Origin of the sequence: uncultured Nostoc sp., assembly GCF_964247315.1 — a bacterium.
In the GTDB taxonomy this organism is placed as follows: domain Bacteria; phylum Cyanobacteriota; class Cyanobacteriia; order Cyanobacteriales; family Nostocaceae; genus Nostoc.
The window spans coordinates 1-19942 of sequence record NZ_CAXTTT010000005.1 but is presented as its reverse complement, the minus strand read 5'-3'; the positions used below and the strand labels follow the sequence as shown (position 1 = coordinate 19942).

At 42.0% G+C, this 19942-nt stretch carries 14 protein-coding genes; 5 read left to right on the top strand and 9 right to left on the bottom strand.

The genetic code is table 11. From position 1 onward, the window contains the following. Nucleotides 1-38 precede the first annotated feature (38 nt). A complete protein-coding gene (gene hisH / locus ACFE93_RS02745; protein ID WP_375471915.1) occupies nucleotides 39-674 on the bottom strand; it encodes an imidazole glycerol phosphate synthase subunit HisH in 636 nt (211 codons plus the stop codon). A gap of 58 nt (nucleotides 675-732) precedes the next feature. Between hisH and ACFE93_RS02740 the strand changes: the two genes are divergently transcribed. The 4 genes from ACFE93_RS02740 to ACFE93_RS02725 all read left to right on the top strand — a co-directional run bounded on the left by ACFE93_RS02740 (nucleotide 733) and on the right by ACFE93_RS02725 (nucleotide 4079). After that, nucleotides 733-1254 carry a peptidase C15 gene (locus ACFE93_RS02740; RefSeq protein WP_375471914.1) on the top strand — a complete coding sequence of 174 codons (522 nt, stop codon included), beginning with the start codon at nucleotides 733-735 and terminating at the stop codon, nucleotides 1252-1254. 31 nt (nucleotides 1255-1285) lie between these two features. After that, nucleotides 1286-2674, top strand: a complete 1389-nt coding sequence (locus tag ACFE93_RS02735; RefSeq protein ID WP_375471913.1) for a DUF3370 domain-containing protein — start codon at nucleotides 1286-1288, stop codon at nucleotides 2672-2674. Nucleotides 2675-3104: 430 nt separating this feature from the next. Beyond that, a complete protein-coding gene (locus ACFE93_RS02730; RefSeq protein WP_375471912.1) occupies nucleotides 3105-3539 on the top strand; it encodes a response regulator in 435 nt (144 codons plus the stop codon). A 102-nt stretch (nucleotides 3540-3641) separates the two neighbouring features. Then, on the top strand, nucleotides 3642-4079 hold the full coding sequence (locus tag ACFE93_RS02725) for a response regulator (RefSeq protein WP_375471911.1): 438 nt from the start codon (nucleotides 3642-3644) through the stop codon (nucleotides 4077-4079). Nucleotides 4080-4230: 151 nt separating this feature from the next. Here the strand turns inward: ACFE93_RS02725 and ACFE93_RS02720 are convergent, their stop codons facing one another. From ACFE93_RS02720 to hetZ, 4 genes are all read right to left on the bottom strand, one after another. Continuing rightward, nucleotides 4231-5562: a hypothetical protein gene (locus tag ACFE93_RS02720; protein WP_375471910.1), complete on the bottom strand. Its 1332-nt coding sequence runs from the start codon at nucleotides 5560-5562 to the stop codon at nucleotides 4231-4233. A 251-nt stretch (nucleotides 5563-5813) separates the two neighbouring features. After that, the gene (locus ACFE93_RS02715) at nucleotides 5814-8126 is read right to left on the bottom strand and encodes a DUF3488 and DUF4129 domain-containing transglutaminase family protein (RefSeq protein WP_375471909.1); all 2313 of its coding nucleotides are present in this window, start codon (nucleotides 8124-8126) and stop codon (nucleotides 5814-5816) included. A 438-nt stretch (nucleotides 8127-8564) separates the two neighbouring features. Then, entirely contained in the window at nucleotides 8565-9542 is a 978-nt protein-coding gene (locus tag ACFE93_RS02710) for a PatU (RefSeq protein ID WP_375471908.1), read from the bottom strand. Then, nucleotides 9535-10740, bottom strand: coding sequence for a heterocyst differentiation protein HetZ (gene hetZ, locus ACFE93_RS02705; RefSeq protein ID WP_375471907.1), 1206 nt, complete (start codon nucleotides 10738-10740; stop codon nucleotides 9535-9537). Before hetZ ends, ACFE93_RS02710 begins: the two co-directional genes overlap by 8 nt. 204 nt (nucleotides 10741-10944) lie before the next feature. On the opposite strand from hetZ, the gene ACFE93_RS02700 reads away from it, so the two are divergent. Further along, nucleotides 10945-11418, top strand: coding sequence for a hypothetical protein (locus ACFE93_RS02700; RefSeq protein ID WP_375471906.1), 474 nt, complete (start codon nucleotides 10945-10947; stop codon nucleotides 11416-11418). A 553-nt stretch (nucleotides 11419-11971) separates the two neighbouring features. On the opposite strand, the gene sds is transcribed toward ACFE93_RS02700, so the two are convergent. From sds to ACFE93_RS02680, 4 genes are all read right to left on the bottom strand, one after another. After that, nucleotides 11972-12943 (bottom strand): solanesyl diphosphate synthase, encoded by a 972-nt coding sequence (sds, locus tag ACFE93_RS02695; protein WP_322727486.1) that lies wholly within the window; start codon nucleotides 12941-12943, stop codon nucleotides 11972-11974. 1187 nt (nucleotides 12944-14130) lie between these two features. Further along, complete coding sequence (gene murI / locus ACFE93_RS02690) at nucleotides 14131-14994, bottom strand: glutamate racemase (protein WP_375471905.1); 864 nt, start codon at nucleotides 14992-14994, stop codon at nucleotides 14131-14133. A gap of 129 nt (nucleotides 14995-15123) precedes the next feature. Then, the gene (locus ACFE93_RS02685; RefSeq protein WP_375471904.1) at nucleotides 15124-17025 is read right to left on the bottom strand and encodes an N-acetylmuramoyl-L-alanine amidase; all 1902 of its coding nucleotides are present in this window, start codon (nucleotides 17023-17025) and stop codon (nucleotides 15124-15126) included. Nucleotides 17026-17456: 431 nt separating this feature from the next. Beyond that, nucleotides 17457-19349, bottom strand: coding sequence for an N-acetylmuramoyl-L-alanine amidase (locus ACFE93_RS02680; RefSeq protein ID WP_375471903.1), 1893 nt, complete (start codon nucleotides 19347-19349; stop codon nucleotides 17457-17459). Between the last annotated feature and the right edge of the window lie 593 nt (nucleotides 19350-19942).

Here is a 19942-nt window from a genome sequence, read left to right as displayed (position 1 = left end):
TTTAGACTAAAGACAAAGAAAAAATGACAAAAAGAATATTAGGCAGGAATTTTTTCGCGCACTTGAGCAACAAAATTAGACAGTATTTGCAATCCGATATTAGAGGATTTTTCGGGGTGAAATTGGACTGCCATGAGGTTTTCATAAGCGATCGCAGCTGTCACGGTTTGAGTACCGTGAGTGATAGTTGCTGCACGGATTAGCGGGTCTATTGGGTCAACATAGTAAGAATGGACAAAATACACCCAAGGATCGGACGGTAAATGCTCCCACAAAATACTTTTTGGTTGAGTCACTTCCAGTTGATTCCAACCCATGTGAGGAATAGTGATGTCAGGTTCTGGCCGAAACCGCCGCACTTTTCCTTGGATAATTCCTAGTCCTGGTTGAGTACCTTCTGCACTTGATTCAAAAAGAATTTGCAATCCTAAACAAATTCCCAAAAAAGGTTTACCAGATGCGATCGCTTCTTTAATAGGTTGTTCCAAACCACGCGATCGCAGGTGTTGCACTGCTGGATCAAATGCTCCCACTCCCGGTAGGACTATAGCATCTGCCTGCTCTAATTCCTTTGGAGAATAAGTAACATTAGGAGTTGCCCCAGCTTTTCCCAAGCCTTTGCAAACTGAGTGCAAATTTCCCATCTCATAATCTACGACCGCAATTACTGGCATTTACCTGCTCCTTGTAAATTTATTATGGAGGGTTTTTCTATTCTAAATAATATTTGTTATGAAAAAAAGAATTCTATTAACTTCTTTTGACATTTGGCTAAAAGATCAACAGTCAAATTCTTCTGATGATTTATTACTTGAAGTGACCAAACTCGATCTGATACAGCATGACTTAACTTTTTTACGCCAGTTACCTGTAGATGTGCAACTTGCCAGTACTCTGGTAATGGAAAAAATCAAGGCAATCCAACCTGATTACATCATTTGTTGTGGCATGGCTGCAAGTCGCACACAATTAAGTGTGGAAGCAGTTGCTAGCTATGAAGAAATTGTTTTACAGACAGAAGTTGATTTAGAAAAATTAGTGGCGGGAGCAGCAGCAATTCAGATTAGCCATGACTGTGGGAAATTTGTCTGTGAAGGTCTTTACTATTCAGTATTGGACTACTTAAGCCAAAATCAACTCACAGCACGTTGTATTTTTGTCCACGTTCCGGTTCTCAATCAAGAAAATTTGATGGGGATTCTTGCCGATTTCGTATTAATTATTAACAAACTGGCACTTTCATCAAGTTGTTAATGTCTGTATGGTGGAAGAAATATCTAAGTATATGTTGCCATTGTTACTAATTTTTCCAATAGCCCAATTAACTCCTGCCACACCACCACCTGAAGAAGTCGTCCAAGCACAAGAAGTACGTCCTTTACCAGGGAAGTTGGATACAGTGCCAACGTTTAACAGCAATAGTCCAGAATTGGTGTTGAAAGAAGGAATTTTACTTTCCACCTTTCCACCAAATGGGAAAAAAGTGCCAACAGCGCATCTGAATTTTCCTTTTCGGGGACGATTTGATATTTTTGCTCATCATGTTGCGAAGGCTGAACCACCGGAGAATTTGCGTAGGCGTAGCCCGTCAGAGACATCGCTCTATTTAGGGATAATTTTGCATAACCCTGGTTCGGAACCAGTGAAGGTAAATATTTTGCAGGCGGCGAGTTATTTGAGTCAACCCGATGCACCATTTATTCAGTTACCATCTTTTAGCCAAAATCTTTTAGGTAAAATTTTTGCTGGCCCAGGCGATCGCGTCATGTCTGATGTACTTAGGGGAGTACGACAAGAGATTTTCCCTGCCCAAATTGAAATTCCACCAAAGCAAAGTCGGATGTTACTCAATTTACCAATTCCTGTACAGGGATTGACACCACCGCTTAATGGTAGGTCTACATTAATCCGACTCCAAAGTAATGGCGCTGTCTATGCAGCTAGCCTAGCGATGTTTGCACAGGAGAATCCTGATGGCAGTGAGCGATCGCCTACTTTAGAAGAATGGCAGAATTTACTAGATAATGGTGATTTGGCTGGGCCACGAGATAAAACTCCCACTCCTTTAGAGGAAACTGGCAAGCCAAGAATTTATGGGCGAGTTGCAGGAGTGGTTGGAGGTTCGCGATGGAGAGCCTTATTAGTAGATAATCCTAAAGCCAGCTATCTAACTATTCCCCAGCCTGGTCAAGTGTTTTCCTACGCTTTGAATACCCTGCATGGCGGTACATTAGGAACTGGTCAAATTCAAAGTGCGCCTATGCTGGTGCGCTATCCTGACACCGCATATCGCGCTCATGGCAACTATGGAATTCAATATAATCTCAAGTTGCCGCTATACAACAATACTCAAAGTCCTCAAACTGTTAGTGTGTCCATGCAAACACCACTCAAGGAGGATCAATTAGTCAAACCAGGGTTACGCTTTCTGAGTACACCTGCTCCTCAAGTATTCTTCCGAGGCACAGTGCGGGTACGTTACAAAAATGACCAAAATCAGCCACAAACTCAGTTTGTGCATTTAGTGCAAAAAAGAGGTCAAGTAGGGGAAGCATTAGTTTTATTAAAGATGAAACCAGGCGATCGCTCTTTAGTAGAAGTAGACTTTCTCTATCCACCAGATGCTACACCACCGCAAGTATTAACAGTCTCAACTCAAGCTGAACCTCGGTAATGAGTTATGGGTAATGGGTAATAGCTTTTCTCCCATTACCAAAAAATTAGTCCCTTTGTAAGTACTACAAAAACGCCATTACCAAAACCTAAAAATATTAGAGAAAATATTAAGAATTTTAAATAGATAAAAATTATTTTAAGTTTTTCATCATTTGATAATAACGATAAATCAGCATCGGCTAAACACTTATGATTATGATTGCAAAGCCCTGGACTTCCACTATTATGGAAAACAACACTTTACTTATGGAAACTATATAGTATAATTCTCTAGATTCCTACGCCATCTGTTCAAGCCGTTAAATTATGAGAATTGCATTGCACAATGTTAAGTAAAATTATGTAAATCTTATTTTTCTATGAAAAATGCACTAATTCTTAAATTCTCATTAGATACTGTGACATTCACTTAGAGTAAGGCTCCTGGTATGCCCATTCCCAACACTTCTACGTTGGAAGGATTGCGAGTACTAGTGGTCGATGATGACCTCGATTCCTGTGTCTGGATGACTTATTTGCTTGAGTTGTATGGGATTGAAGTTCATTCAACTTTCACGGTACATCAAGCTTTAGCAGCGTTTGTTGAACTTCGCCCAGATTTAGTACTCAGTGACATTGCCATGCCCGATGAAGATGGTTATTCGCTGCTACGTCAGATCCGGCAAATCGAAGATAGGCTCGACAAATCCACTCCCGTTATCGCAGTTACGGGACTTGGAGAGTTAGAAGCTCGATTTCCAAAGTCGCAAGCAAGGTTTGACCAATGGTTATTAAAGCCTGTGGACATAGATGAATTGGTTGGGGCGATCGCTCACCTAACAGGACGCTCAATATTGAGCGGTGAATTAAGTTCCTCATATTGATAAAGCTTTTCACCCCAAGTTTGTGTATTTAGGGAGAATACTTATTCTGCTAAATGCGTTGCAATAGAAATAGCAAAGTATAGCAGGCAATAAAAGGACGGCATGACAACGGATCAGAAAATCAATCAAGAAACTGAGTTAAATTCGCTCCAGCACCTGATTGGAACCACTATCTTACTGGTAGAAGATGAGCCAGATATTGCAGATTTGCTCACTTTCATTTTGGAAACAGCAGGTGCAGAGGTAATGACTTTAAGCAACGCAGAAACAGCCCTTGATTTAGTGGAATCGCTTCATCCCGATATTTTGCTGTGCAATATGAAGTTGCCCGCTCGTGATGGAAATTGGTTAATTGAGCAAATTCGAGTGCATTCTTGCCCATCTATAAGAGAGTTGCCTGCGATCGCTATCACTTCTTATACACGGGAAGTCTCAAGCTATAAGGCTTTGAATGCTGGTTTTGATCGATTTCTAGTCAAGCTTGAGAGTCCAGAAGAAATTGTAGATGAGATTGTTCACCTGTTATCTATCGATCTTTAAATATAACTAGATAGCCTCGATCTCGTTTTTCATATTGATTTTACGCAATACGCTGTGGGAGCGCACAGCTAACTATACACTCCTACAAAGAACTTTAAGAAAAGAAACCATACAACCCTAAGTGAGTAGGGTAAAATGTTGGATATATTTGTTAACCTCGTTGAAAACCCTTTGCTGGCTTTTGTTGCCCCTTACCCTTAGGCTTAGATTTGTTAACTTCTCCCAAAGCTTCCTGAAATAAGTTATGCAAATGTATGGGTACACTGGCAATGTCTGGCAACTCTGGCTCAATAGGTTTGTAGAATTCTTGTAAAAGTGCATCCAAGTCACTTTCAAGCCTAAATGGACGTTGCAAAAATGTTTGCAAGACATTTTCTAATTGAGTTGGATACTGTTGCGCTAATCGATGCCAAATGAAAGCATTAATACTTTTATCTTCGAGGTAGTAGCGAATTAGTTTTTCTGCTCCTTGCACACTTTGCCAGTCCTCTGCCGATAAAATTGCTTGTACTTTACTATATGTTGGTAAAAACATTTGTCCCCAACGGGGATGAGAAAGAGCCGTTACCTGTTCTGCTTTCTTAAGTTCAGCAGGCAAATCAACCTTTGGCATCACCATTTTGCTCTTGCTGTTTTTGCTGTTAAACATCTCAGAGACTACATTGGAATCTGCACCGAATTCTTGTGCGGCTGCTTTTATTTCCTCGTCACCAATTCCAGCTGCTTCTGCCACTTCAGCGAGAGATTTAGAAGTATCAATTCCTGCGGCTGCAAAGGTTTTTTCAGTAATTACTTCTTGAAATTCCGCTATTTTTTTATTAAGCTGGTATCCAGGTAGTGTGATTTCATCAGTGCCAAAAAAGTCCACAAACTGCTGATGATATTTTTCTACTGACTGCCAAGCTTCCTCTAACAAGTCTGGAGCATCGCTGTAAAGATTACTTTTATAGTTTTCTTTAAAATTACCAATTGCTACAGCAAGTTTTGGTTTACCTAATTTACCCATTATTGTGTAGGGGCCAGAAAACATCCAGTAGCTATCGGTAACGGGAGAAATGCGAGTTAGTAAGATTTCTCCAACTTTCAACCGAGATATTGCCTGTAATGTTTGAGTATTGTTTGGCTTGACAATGTAGCGTTTATCTGTCAACCAGTTTGTCAATTCAAAGCCATCAGGTAAAATACTAGTGATGGCAAACAAGCCAATAAAACTATGATGCCAACTGTTTATCAGGCTGCGATCGCTTTCTGCTAAATCTGGATGGCTTTCGATAAACAAGTCTAATGGTGACTTATCGCCGACTTTTCCATCGGTCAAAAAGCTATCGATGGTTAAGTCCTGCTGCGTACTATCCCCACTTCCACGACGCAACTGTGCTGCTGCATAACTTTCCAGCGCTTGTGCCAGTTCGCCTTCAGCATCAAGGACAAAATCAACTAAGGCTTGTTTTAATTCGTGCGATCGTTCTAATATGACATCCACAAGTTAATCTCTCGGTGCAACAGATGTAAATTATAGCCTTTGAGAGAATTTCAGCATCTAGCTATTGCTAGATTTATGGAAATGCACACTTAGCAGATTTCAGTGTCAGCTTAATATTAACCCAAGTGTATTAGATTTAAACCCACATTCAGCCTTAACGATTATGTTGAAAAATGTTGTAAAGACGTAGCACTGCTACGTCTCTACATTCTTCTATGTCTTTTTATGAGTAATTTATACGAACTCTTAAATTACTTAGTAGTCTTAGCAGCCTTTTTTAAACCTTGCCATCTGTGTCGTAGTTGCTGCAAGTTAGGTGTATGACCACCATAACGCCAGCCAACATAAGCTTGACAAATTTCATCTATGACCTCAGCAGTTGCTAGAGCATGATGCTGGTATGAGACTCTGGCATACTCTAAAGGAGTTTGTGCTGGATGTTTGCCTAAACCTTTTTCGGTTGTCCATTGCAACATTTGTTGATAAAGGCTCTCCATCGCTGGCAATTTCTTTAACCATCGGCGGTTGCGCCACTCTCGCCACTGACCCCAACCTAGCCAAGCGAAGAAAGCCGTTGTAGTCCCCACAATTAAGCCAGTTAATATGCCGAACCAACCTTGAGAGAATAAAGCTAAAAACCAAGCGATCGCTCTAATCACCCACTTAAATATTGTCTCAAATAGATTATTCAACAAACCTGTCACCGGAGAAGGTAGCCAGCCAGCAACCCAATGCCACAATTGGCGCAACACACTAAAAGTCTGAGTATCTTCAATGGATGGCGGAATCAGAGGATGATTGGGAATAGGGTCAAAGGCAAACCAACCATATTTCGGAAAATACACTTCCGTCATCGCATAAGCATCAGTATTACGGACAACATACAGCCCTGTAAATGGATTAAACTCTCCCGCACTAAACCCTGCTACCAACCGCGCTGGAATGCCAATAGAACGCAACATTACCGTGAGAACTGTTGAAAAGTGGTCTGGATAGCCTCCTTTTTGCTTAAACAAAAAAGTTTCTACCAAGTCTTCTTTTTCACTCAAATAAGGTAATTCTAAAGGATTTCGGGGAATAGAGTAGCGTTGCTTTAAATATTGAGCTAAGTAGAGAGCCTTCTCATAAGGTGAATCCAAGCTTTTAGCAGACTTTGCGACTTTTTCTTGATTGTAGTTAGCGAGGATTTCTTCGGTACGTTGCCGAACTTTTTCGGCAATTTCGGGAGGAATTTGCAGATAATACTTTTTAATTTGTAGTGGATATTTAGTAGAAGCTTCACCTAACAAAGTGCGATCGCGGTATGGTACTTCGGAAACTACTGTGTAGGTGAGACCTTGTGATAATTCTACAGGCGATCGCAATCCGTCTTCTTTATCAACAGCGATCACTGGTGCTGGAAAGTAAAGTTCCTTGGGATAAGTCATCGCTGGAATCAGATTAGGCAAATCTGACACCACTGTATAAGTTTGTACTACCTGTTGGGTTTTACCAGTAAGCACAGATGGAGAAAGAAAAATTTGGTAAGACCAAGGCGATCGCCTAACAGTCGTCACATCTTCATTGCGAGAAACTTCCCATCCCTTACCTGTATAGCGATCGAATCCTAATACTCGCCAAAAACCCTCAGCTTGCGATCGCACCCGCATGACAACCTTGGGTTTCATCTCGCCCCGCAGGTTTTGGTTTATTTGGCTATTAAAACCGTAATAAAAGTTATTATCTACTTTACCTGGTTGGCCAGTTTGATTTTGTCCCGTACCACCGCTACCACTGCCTTGATTCTCACCTTTACCTTGGCGGACATAACCGGGATTAATGATACTACGTCCGGTAAAATTACTTTTTACTTGAACAGCAGAACTTACAGGAAAATTTCGTAATTGATAGCCGGGAAATCTCGGTAAAACAGCAAAAATTGCCAGCCCCAGACCAACAATTAGTAAAAAAGTTAGAATTAAAAATTTGAAATTCAGACTTGAGGAATTCTGCTGATTTAATTTTTCATTTTTTATTTTTAATGGCTGCAAACCCAAGCGTGAGCGGTAATCTAATACTAGAGTTGGCAGAGCGATCGCTAAAAATAACAGCAACACAGGTGCAAATGCTAAAGTCTGACTTAGAGTTGCTGCCACACCCAATAAAATCAGTCCGATAACAATCGAATAGCCCAAATTTTTCCGGCGGGGTGTGTCAAAGCTATGCAACACCTGGAGTTGAATTAATAACTCTGCCAGACCCAAGCGCGTATCATTCAACTCTCCCACTAATCGCCCAAAGAAAGCACCCAATGCTACTAACATTCCGATGGCGATGCAGAATTTAATTGCAACATTGCGATCGCGGCGACGATAATAACTCCAAATTGCACCCACAAAACTTAGGGGTAAAGCCCAAAAACTGAATGAAGTCTCGGCGGCAATATCCGTCGCTACAATTCCCAAAATAACCAACGCTAGCACCAGCACCCGCAATAAAATACAATCTTCCACTTCAATCAAAGGCGACCCCTGCGGATTTTGCCGCCAGAAATTACCTACAGGGATACGCCAAAACCGATTCATCCTGGATAAGTTAAACATTTGAGTCTAATAGAAGCAATGATGTAGATGCAACAAACACAATGCAGGGGACATAATTACTTACCCTACTACTGTGTCAAAAAATGACGTAGCGTTTCCTAATCATAAGTAAGGTACATCATCGACCCCTCCCCGTAAGCGAGGAGGGGTTCTTGTACTTCACTCAAGCGATAACCGCTATAGATAAGGGGTAATGGAGATACACGAGAAATGGGTGACGCGGTGAATCGAGAAATCAAATACTTTCTCAATATCCCCATGTCCCCATATCCCCGTGTCCCTGTGTCTTTGTAATAACTGCTTCTTGTAGACACCCTAATGACCGTTTATTGCAAAATGGCATAAGCTTCAAAACCAGGAAAATCCTCTTAATATATATCGGTGTTGATTGACATAGTGTGCTAGCGGTGGAAATTTAAACTAAATCGTGGGATTAATCACAAACAACAACGACTGTTCGTCTATTTCTGGAAATTCAACTTCCAGCGTATAAGTTGGGTTAAGTTGCTCGCAGCCTAACTCTACATTTAAGTATCCGGAAGTCGAAGATGTTGTCATTGCTAAAGTGCCGCTTCCCCGCAGCGTCAAAGTTCCTTTAACAGGTAACTCAGCTTGAACAAGTAACTTCGTAAGTTTACCTAGGGACTGGTACTCTACTTTGATATTTAAAGCACCAACACTGGTTAGCCATTGTCTTTCTACCACCGGACTGGTTGCTGAAAGTGGTAGAGTCAGATTTTCCAGCAGTTGTTTAGCTGCTAGCAATGATAAGGCCATCTGTTGACGCGGTTGTAAATCTGAGTAATCGCTCTGAATAGCGGGCATTGGCTCCAGAGTATTTACAGACCTATAGGTGCTTCTTAGCACCAATCCAGCTATGTCATTTAGTGCTTGAGACTCATTGGGAAAAAAGTTCTCCACCACTTGAACTAATTTTGCCCCCAACGGCACTGAAGATGTCACTAAAGCCTGACACTGTTCTAACAATTGCTGGAAAACTCTTTCCGGTAAGCGAGTCGGCAAGGTCAACTTTGACTGTTGTACCATCCATCCCCAGCTAGGAACGAGTGTCATTGACGGCTCATCAACAAAATCAGGATATTCGATTAATTGTGTTTCCCAGGGAAACAACGGCGGGTGGTCTTGGGCTTGGATTTGTAGCCGATGCTTAAGGACAGCTTGAAAACGATCTTGCACAGTAGGAATTTCTCCCAGTTGAAAGGTCTGGGGCGTTCCTCCCAATTTTGGCTGACTGCTTTTTGAAGCAGTGGCTTCCTTGAGGAGGTTTTTTACCCCGTCATTTTCCTCACATTCTACCGATTGCTCGTTATTTTTGACATCATCTGTCAATAACAAATCGAGACACTGGTGTTGTAAGGATTCTGAGTCACTATTCATGAGTAGATGCACCCGATCCGGAAACTAATGAGTTACGAATTTCCCAAGCTTGCTCAAGAATCTTAAACCATCGTTTTTGCAGTTGTGCCATTGACAGCCCTAAAGTTTTTGCTATTTTTTCATCAGCTTGTCCTTGTTGCTTCAACTCTAATAAAGACCGTTGCTTATTGTCCAGCTGTGCTGTGTATACTAGCCATTGCTGAGGAGTTAAACCCAAATTGGTGTGCAAAGATGCTTCCAGCCACTCGTGAACTAATTCCCAACGGTGCAACAGGGCGAACCGAATCAAATGATACTTAAAACGCTGCTGCAAATAATCTCTCTGACGAGGAGTTAAACCTAAAATCGACTCAATTTCCTGTGCTGATAAATCCTGGAGGCGGAGGGAAAAGTAATCAGCGCAGTCAGATTGTTGCCGTTGTTCGAGATAAGTCATTAATTCTGTAACGACAACGGAACGCAAAGTGTCTTCTTCAGGTTCGGGTTCGGCTTGCGTTGCCATTGTGGAGCGTAATTGGTGAATTGCTGGTTCTTCCCAAGAACCGTCACCTTCATTATTGCTACCTTCTGCGGCTTGTTCTATATCTACACTGGTTTCTGGGGGCTGCTGTTGGGAAAAAGTTTGTGCCCGCAGGATAATTAGCTGTTGCTGACGACCTGGTAAGGGAATGCGTCGCTTGCCGTAACGCTCGGTAAATGCCATATACTCGGACAATTCCAAGAGCGTCTGAGGGCGATAAGTAGCACCAAGTTGATTTTCTCGCCGGAAAGCGTTCAACGCCTCTAAATAAAAACTTTGGAGAAAATCTTCAATTATCGTCAGCCGCCCTTGATAGCTCAATTGTCTCTGAGGAGGATTAATATAACGATAAATAATTGCACTCAGAGTACTGTGTAATTCGACTCTGCCCCGATTGGAACCCAACTGATAGTATCTGAGACACTGTTGCAGCCGATGCCGAGCCAAGGTGATCGCCGAGCTTTCTACAGATCCAGAAGCTTGGATACGTTTACTCTCATGACAAATCCGGTAGACTTCGGTGGTAATACGTGTTGCGACATCATGGCAATTCTGTTCCGAAGCTTTGGTTGACTGCTGAAACTCCTTGGACAGGAGTTGAAAGATCGCCTCCACGCCTGTAGAATTTTCTCCCAGAATAGTTGCAGATGGAATAGTTGCGGTTGCGGCTGAATTCATAGTCTCGGTTTTCAAAAGACCCTAACTTACTTAAATACAACCTGTAGGACTGTGGGTATTGGCTTTTTTGGTTTTACGTATAAGCTAAACGCAGACCAATCCTATATTGAGGATGTGGCTGATTTTATTATTCCCAATTTTAATGGGATTGTTCACACTTGATAGATGTTATTGCCATTACCTAAGAGTCGTATACAAGTCATTATGGATTTAGAAGCACAAATTCAATTGCTGATTGACAATGCACCCCGCGATGGTATGACACCACATCTTGTTGCAGCAATTGCTCCTGCCCTTAGAGCGATCGCTCAAAAATTACGCTACTCCCAGTACTATATTCTCCAAAATTTGGAGTCAAGCTGGGTTTTAACTACATTAAGCAATCGTGCTAACCCAGGATTGGAAAAACGTGTGATTTACGCTTTCCCTACCATACAGGATGTCTCTCTAATTTCCCCTGATGGGCTTGACCCTCAAATGCTAGCTAAAATTACTCCTGCCACCCATATTTTGTTTCAATTGGTGGCATTAGAACCCGTAGATAGTATCGTTTTTTTGGAGACGCCGGGTAAGACCACTCATACCGTCGAAGTTCGACGTACTGAACTAGAAAAACTCATGCAGAAACAGTTACGACAAAAGCGATCGCCTAAACAGATACCCCCTGATATTGCATAGAAAAAATTTGGATGTGGAGTTTTTTAGATACAATCCCACATCCAAAATTTTAAATCTCAAATTCTTTTAAAAAATTTTCTAAATCAGTGAAAAAAGAAATTTTTTCTTTCCGTTACACCATGCGACTAACTCAACTCTCGTGAGACCTAAAATTGATTAAAAAAGAGTTCTTAGTGAACATTTTTCTATTTTAAAGTTTTAGTTTCCCAGTGAAGTAGAGTCTTATACTTAAGAACTTTCACATCAAAAAATATCTCATTTTTTATTGTGAGGTGTTTAGTAACCAAAAGCAGGCAAGTCTTTAAAGTAAACACTCAGTCAAACACTATCCACCCCACAAGTAGTAGGAATTTATTTTTTAGAAATCTCTAAGAACTTTCAAATCAAAACCCCACTTTCTACTTGCTAAATAAGTGGATTAAATTAAACATAAAGCTGCCTTAGTGTGTTAAAGCGTTGCATAACACAACATTTTAGGTTTTCGGTGGGTTACGGAAGCCACAACACACCTACATCTAAATCCCCACTTTCTACCTGAGAACTGATAACTGATTTAATAGAGGCGACTCAGTGTGTACTCAGCGATGTTAATCAATGCCTGATGGGATTCTGAGAATGGGAGAACCGCAAGATGTTCAATTGCCAACTTAGCATGGTGAGCAGCTAACTCTCGCGCCTGCTGTATACCTTGACTATCTTGAATCAGTGCTAGTGCTTGCTCTAAATCTCCTTCTTGAGCAAACTCTCGTTCAATCAGCACTTCCAAGGATGGTTTTTGGGCTAAAGCAAATAAAACGGGTGCAGTCAGATTACCGCTTTTGAGATCAGACCCCACTGGTTTACCCAAGGTATCTGTTGTACTGGTGAAATCTAAAATGTCATCAACAATTTGAAATGCTATACCAAAATGACGACCGTAACTATACAGATGCTCAACAGTTTCTCGCGAGACTTCACTGAGTAACCCAGCAGCTTTAGAACTATTGGCAATTAACGAAGCTGTTTTGTAATAACTCTTTTCAATGTACGTTTCAATAGAGATACCAGCATCAAAACGATTTAGTCCCTGCTGAATCTCCCCAGTAGCCAAATCCATAATGACTTCTGAGAGCAGTTTCACTACCTCCAAATTGTCCAAGTTTGCTAAATACCAGGACGATTGGGCAAAGAGAAAATCTCCTGCTAAGATGGCAATGCGGTTCCCGAACAAACTATGAACGGTGGGAACGCCTCGCCGCACGTCTGATTCATCTACCACATCGTCATGTACTAAGCTTGCTGTGTGAATCATTTCTGTAATCTCAGCAAGGCGACGATGACGCGGCGTAATGTCTTGTTCTAACATTGTTGCCCGCGATATTAGCAGGACAATTGCTGGTCTGATACGCTTTCCCCCAGCTCCGAATAAATGTTCGGCTGCTGCAAACAGAATGGGGTGGCGATTTCCAACTAGCTGTTTTAGATTATCTGCTAGTAGTCGCAGGTCTGCTTCCACAGGGGTAAACAAGGAGGTGGCTGGGGTCATGGATGGGCGGACTCTGACTTAGGTTACGAAAGTTTACATATCCTATACTCATTTTAAGATAACCCTGTGCCAGCGCAAAGTTTTCATCAGGTAATCCCATTTTTATGAGTCTATGGGTGATGATTAAGGTTACTGAAGTTTTTGTCAATAAGCAATTATGCTTAATTTGTGGCTACTTAAACTTTAAACTAATTTAAAACATGAATTCTCAGTACACAGGATGAATGTTAAATTAAATTATGTTAAGTAGTTTCTTATTTCACCTTTCTTGCCACAGGTTTCAAGATCATTTAAGCAATATTACTTATTGACAAAAATGAAGCAATTTCAATTTGTTGCCAAGAGCAAGGCTAAATTTCTCTAGATTGAGGTCTAGCTCTTGAAAAAATTTGAAATTTAGCAGCCAAATAAGCTCAAAATTCAGGGTCGTTGTGTTACGCTAAAATATAGGAATTTTAAATTTTGTAAGATATTTACACTCTAAAAGTAAAGTCAGCTACTAGTTGATTTTACTGCCTTGGTGTTGTGAGTATAAAATAAATATTCGTTGGTTAGGTTAAAGGAATAAATTCTTTAATTTTTCCTACGATACGCGAAACTCCTGGTTTGGAGCTATGTGATATCCCTATGGGAAGCGGCTACACGTCCTCAGCGCACGTTGAGTGCAAGGATTGCTCTTTTCACAGCAGTTTGAGCAAAAATAAAGCAGATCGAGTAGACCGCTGAGAATCGTAGTTTAGATTGTTAAACGGCAAGCTAACTGCTGTGGGATCTATGGTCTGCTAGAAGTCGCGTTAAATTATAAATTCTTTGTCCGTAGAGGATTTTATCTCTATAGGTAGTTTTACCATAAGAAACTACAGCCATTAAGAATGCACTTGCTTGGCTGAGGTTCTACTAATTTTATGGAATTTTATATTCGTTTAGAAGGGTGCTAGTAGAACAATGATTTACGGAAGTATACCTATGATGATTTTTATTTTAGCCTCTGGATATTTGTTCACAGTCTACCTATTATTAGCACTCGCGAAGCGAACGGGTACAAAAACTGTTCCTACAAGTTTCCCTTCATCATCTGAAGGAAAACGCAAGCAGGAGATATCAGTTAATAGTCAATAGTCATTTGTCATTTGTCCTTCGTCCTTGGTCATTTGTTTTGAGAAATGACTAAGGACTAATTAGTTTTATTAGAGTTGGGAAATAGCAATATCAGTGAAGGAAACCTCTTCAACCATCGGGGTATAGCCTAGCCACTGCACTCCTGACTGGGAAAACTGTTGCGGACAACCGCTGACGGCGAAGCGAGTTGGAAGTGGTAGGTGAGTATTTCTTAAGCCTAGTAAGTCTAGTTCTTGGGCACAAGCTGCCACAACATGAACAGCCGGATCGACCAACTGAACTTGAGAGGGAAGGAGCGATCGCAGTACTGGTGTAAGGTGGGGATAATGAGTACAGCCGTGAACTAGGGTATCAATTTCCTGCTTTAATAAAGGCTCTAGGTAGGCTCGTGCGACTTGTGCAGTGTAAGGATCGTGAATGCGGTTTTGCTCAATCAGTGGCACAAACTCCGGGCATCCAACTTGCCAGACTTGGACATCGGGAGCAATTTCGAGAATAGCGTGCTTATAAGCATTACTCTTAGCTGTAGCTGGAGTGGCAATTACACCAATCCGCTTTCCTTGCTGCACCGCAGCTTTTGCACCCGGTAGGATTACTCCCAAAATAGGTATGCTAAATTCTTGACGCACGGTTTCTAGGGCTAAGGCGGAACTGGTGTTACAAGCCATAATTACCATTTTTACCTGCTGCTGTTGTAGCCAGGTAATTATTTCACGTGTAAATCGTAAAATTTCTGCTTGTGAACGAATTCCGTAAGGAAGTCTAGCTGTATCCCCAAAGTAAACAATTGATTCATTCGGGAGTTGTCGATATATTTGTCGTAGTACTGTCAGCCCACCCACACCACTATCAAAGATGCCAATTGGGGCACGTTGGGGTTCTCGCTCGGAAAAATCGTCAAGATTCCCTTCAAAAATGGAAGATGAATACACAGGCAGATATATATTTAGGTTTTGGGATTTAAAATACAGAATTTAGCAAACAATCTCCAAATTGACCACTAAATTCTGTGCGTCAAAGAAGTTTAAATACCACCTCTTTAATTAGTAATTTGTATTATATTACCTCTGCTGTAAGTATTTTAAGATGCCACGAGCGATCGCTTCTGCCATCCGATTTTGATATTCTGGTGTTCCCAATCTGGGATTATCTTCGTAACCAGTCATATAGCCTGTTTCTACCAAAATCGAAGGCATGGAGCTTTTCCTGAGAACGTAGAATCTGGCTTTGCGGGTTCCCCGGTCTTTGATAGTACCGATGTCCTGGAGGATGGTTTTACGAACTACTTCAGCCAGATTGTAACCACTATCGTAATAATATACTTCTAAGCCATTGACATCAGGGCGATTATCAACGGAATTAGCGTGAATGCTAACAAACAAAGTCGCATTAACCCGCTTGGCAATATCTACCCGTCCCTGAAGTTCTACGAAAAAGTCAGCATCCCGCGTTAGCACCGCTTGTACGCCATTTTGCTCTAAAATTGCTCCTACCCTTTTGCCAATAGGCAGAATTACATTCTTTTCTAAAAGTCCCCCTAGACCAGGGGCACCTGAGTCTTTTCCACCATGTCCTGGGTCAATAACTACCAGCAATTTCCCTTTAGGAACTGAGGGGCGTGGTCGTGGCTGGGAGATTGGACGGGGATTATCTATGGGATTCGGTAATTGACCTTGGTCTGGCGATGGCAGGGGAGGTAAAGTAATGGGCGGTGTGATGCTGCTACTAGAGCGTCGTAATTCTAAAGCTAAAAGCTGGTCGCCAACCTGGTTGAGTTCCCCAATTTGGACTCCGGCTGCTGGTTGAACTAAGACGGTAACAGTGTTGGATTCTTGTGGTTGCAGGCGTACTCGCAGAATCGGGCTATTAGGATTGAAAGTAGGACCTGTGACTTTAGGAGCTAACTTAGCATTGTTGATAGTGATGCGGAACAGACCAGAGGTTCTATCCCAGCCTCCTGTAGCAGATAAAGTTTGGTCGGCTCGAATCAGCAATTGTGTGCCATTATTAGCTAGTTGCACAGACTGAATGCTAGCAGTTGTGTTACTTGGTGCTATGGGACGTGGACTGTTATTTCCAGGCAGCTGGGCAACCCCACGACTGGGTAGAACTACAAAACCACCAGCACTGCTAGTGGTTGCTCGCCAATTGGGACTATTTTCATCTACTTGTAAAGTCAGGCGAACAACAGATGGGCTGGTTTGCAGCTGAGTGAACTGAATACGGCTGACACCATAGCGATTAATCGATAAATCTCGCTGCTCTAAACTTGGTGATAGAGTTGCACCAGCAATGTCGATGTTAATTGCCTTTTGATCGTTGCTACGATTTACCTGAATCTGAGGATTGCCACCATTTGTAGTAATGAAAAAACCATCACCTGTGACTTGTAATTTCTCTATTTGAGTAACTTTGGCGACAAGCGTTCCGCTATTACGTGGATTTACAGAGCCGTTTGTTACCACATTGTAAATATTCCTTGGAGGGAATTTTGGTGTAGATGTTCTGGGTGAAGTATCAGTGGCTATAGCTTGTTCTGGTTGCCCCTCAGTGTTTCTTGAGGGGAGATTGTCGGCTTCTGGCGTAGGTAATTGCACTGTCCAGCGATCGCCAGTTGTACCCACAAATTGCACTCGTTTGGGGTCTAAACTATAACCAGGAGTCAGTTCAACCACTATGCGCGTTGTTTGTTCGTCAAACTGCCCAACACGGATCGAACGAATTGCACCGCCTACTTGTTGGGTTAGCTGCGGGCGGCCAAATGAGGTTCCTGGTAAATCAATTACTAGACGAGTCGGGTTAAAGATTAATTGTGCTTGGGGTTGAACATCCCCTTGAGTATTAAATTCTAGCCTGTTTTGATTAGCATCAAAACGCCAAGATTCAAGTCTCGCGGCCATTGCCGGCGACGATAGCATGAAGATGGTTCCAATAGTACTGGATAGTAACCAGCGTAATTTCACAGTCTTTTCTCCTAATTCACATTTATGGGAGCCGTCAACATCTCAACATATTGGCTAATCCTCACACCGTCACCGCGCACACTTGAGTTTTGCGTTGTTATTTAAGACACAGCTAATGGCGTAAAATATAGCACGCTCCTCTGATTTTGCCATGTGATTAGCCTATATAAATAGGACTGCTAATTTTAAATTTTAGATTCCCGATTTTAGTTTTCTGCTAAACTAGCGTCTTGCTACATTAACACCTGTTGTTGGTAATACAAATCCAAAATCCAAAATTTGTTGACTTGCAAAGTATCAAATGACAATAACAAAGAAGCTACTCCTATCCCGCCGCAAGAATACTTAAATTGTTTTACTACTAAATTGGATAAAAATGGTAAAGAGTTAGATGTACTTACTCAACAATTTAGAAATTTAGACTAAATTACTTATCTTCTCTTGAGATACTGAAGAACGCCACGAGCGATCGCTTCTGCCATTTGATTTTGGTAAGCTGAAGTTCTGAGCCTAGCCATATCCTGTCGACCAGTCATATAACCCGTTTCTACGAGAATCGAGGGCATAGAACTTTTTCTGAGAACATAAAATCTGGCTCGCCGCACTCCCCTGTCTTTGAGAGTACTAATACTTTGAAGAATGCTACTGCGGACAATGCGAGCTAAATCTAGACCGCTGTCGTAATAATAGACTTCTAAGCCATTAACATCGGGACGACTTGCACCTGCTGAATTAGCGTGGATGCTTACAAACACATCAGCATTAGCTCGCTCTGCTAATTGCACCCGTCCCGGAAGGGTAACAAAATAGTCAGAATCCCGCGTCAGAATCACTTGTACACCATGTTGCTGCAAAATCTCACCCAGCCTTTTACCAATAGGCAAGATAACATCTTTTTCACGCGCCCCCCCAATGCCAAGCGCTCCTGAGTCTTTACCACCATGTCCGGGGTCAATAATCACTACCACTCGCCCATTGGTAACTCGGCGCTGTGGTTGTATTATGGGTTGAGGATTTGGATTGTTTGGGTCTGGGAATGGCCCGCGGTTTGGTGGTGGTAGCCCAGGTAAAGCAAAGGGTGGCCTTCCGGGGAGGGTGACAACTCGCCGAGAACCTTGTATTGGTAAAGCCAAAAGCTGGTTGCCAATTTGCTGGGGTTGCCCAAGTTGCACTCCTCCTGCTGGTTGAATTAAAACAACCACTGTATTAGATGCTTGAGGTTGCAGACGTACTCGAAGAATCGGGCTATTGGGAGCAAAAGTAGGCCCTGTAACTCTGGTAGCTAACTTGGCATTGGTAATTGTGACGCGGAAGATACCTGAGGATCTATCCCAGATTCCGGTAGCAGATAAAGGTTGGTTGCCTCGAATTAGCAGTTGTTTGCCATTATCGGCAAGTTGCACAGACTCAATTGTTGCTGGCGAGTTATTGACAGATGCTCTACTGGGAAAGGAAACGGCTTCTGACTGATTGTCTGAATTATTACTTCTAGGCAATCTAACAATGCGACTAGGTAGAACTATCAAACCACCATCGTTACTATTAGTTGCTCGCCAATCGGGACTATTTCTATCTACCCGCAAAGTTAGGCGAACACCAGGAGGTTGGGTTTGCAATGAGGTGAATTCGATGCGGCTAATACCATGTTTGTTAACGGGTATATTCCTCTGCTGCGTCAGACGTGGTGATAAAGATGCACCAGAGATATCTACAAAGATGGTAGCGCGATCGCGGCTGCGAATTACCTGAATGGGAGGATTAGCACCACTGGTACGAATAAACAACCCATCACCTGTTACTGTCAAGTTCTCAATTTGAGTCGCTCCTCGTGTAGTAGTGGCAACCCTTGAAATACTAGGTTGAGGTTCGGAGTCTGGGGTAACAACAGTGTAAGCACTTCTGGGAGATGAGATAGGAGATGAGGCTACTCTATCGACTGCTGGCTTCGGTAATTGCACCGTCCAGCGATCGCCAGTTCTACCAACAAATTGCACTCGTTTGGGGTCTAAAGTGTAACCAGGAGTCAGTTCGACAACTATACGTGTTGTATCTACATCAAACTGCCCAACACGGATTGAGCGAATTCCACCACCCACCTGTTGGGTTAACTGCGGACGACCAAATGTAGTTCCTGGCAAATCAATGACCAACCGAGTCGGGTTGAAAATTAATTGTGCTTGGGGTTGAACTGCTCCCACAGTATTAATTTCCAGCCTGTTTTGATTGGCATCAAAGCGCCAAGATTCAAGTCTCGCGGCCATTGCTGGCGACGATAGCATGAAGATAGTTCCAATAGTGCTGGGTAGTAACCAGTGTAATTTCACAGTCCTTTCTCCTAATTCACATTCATGGGAGCCGTCAATATCTCAACTCATTGGTAAATCATCACACCATCACCACCTAAACTTGACCTTTGAATCCCTTGTTTGATTTTTAAGCTGGAATTTAGACACACTTAAATCATTGATCGGGTTTCAAATTCAGTTTAAATCCCCATGCGAAACCTTCTACCTTTACAGGTAGAGAACTCTGACTCCCAATAAAGCTAGAAAACTGATAATTGATAGCTGTTTACTGATAAGTGTTTGTTCTTTGTTGGCATTGATGCACTGAGTAAATAATTCCCATTACTGTCAAACGATCTAGCAAAATTTATGGGTGTTACTCCCCAATTATCTGAAAAATATTTAGATAAAGGCTCACAAGCCGAAGGAGACTAGAAATTAAGTAACATTCTGAATGCTGGTAGAAATTATAAACAAATGATTATTCTACAATCATATGGGACGGAGATTTGAGGATAGAAGTTTCCACTGCACAATTGGGAGCAGAGGAGGGGAGCAGGGGAGCAGGGGAGCAGAGGAAAGAAAGAAGCAATGCCCAATGCCCATTGCCCAATGCCCAATGCAAAATGAAC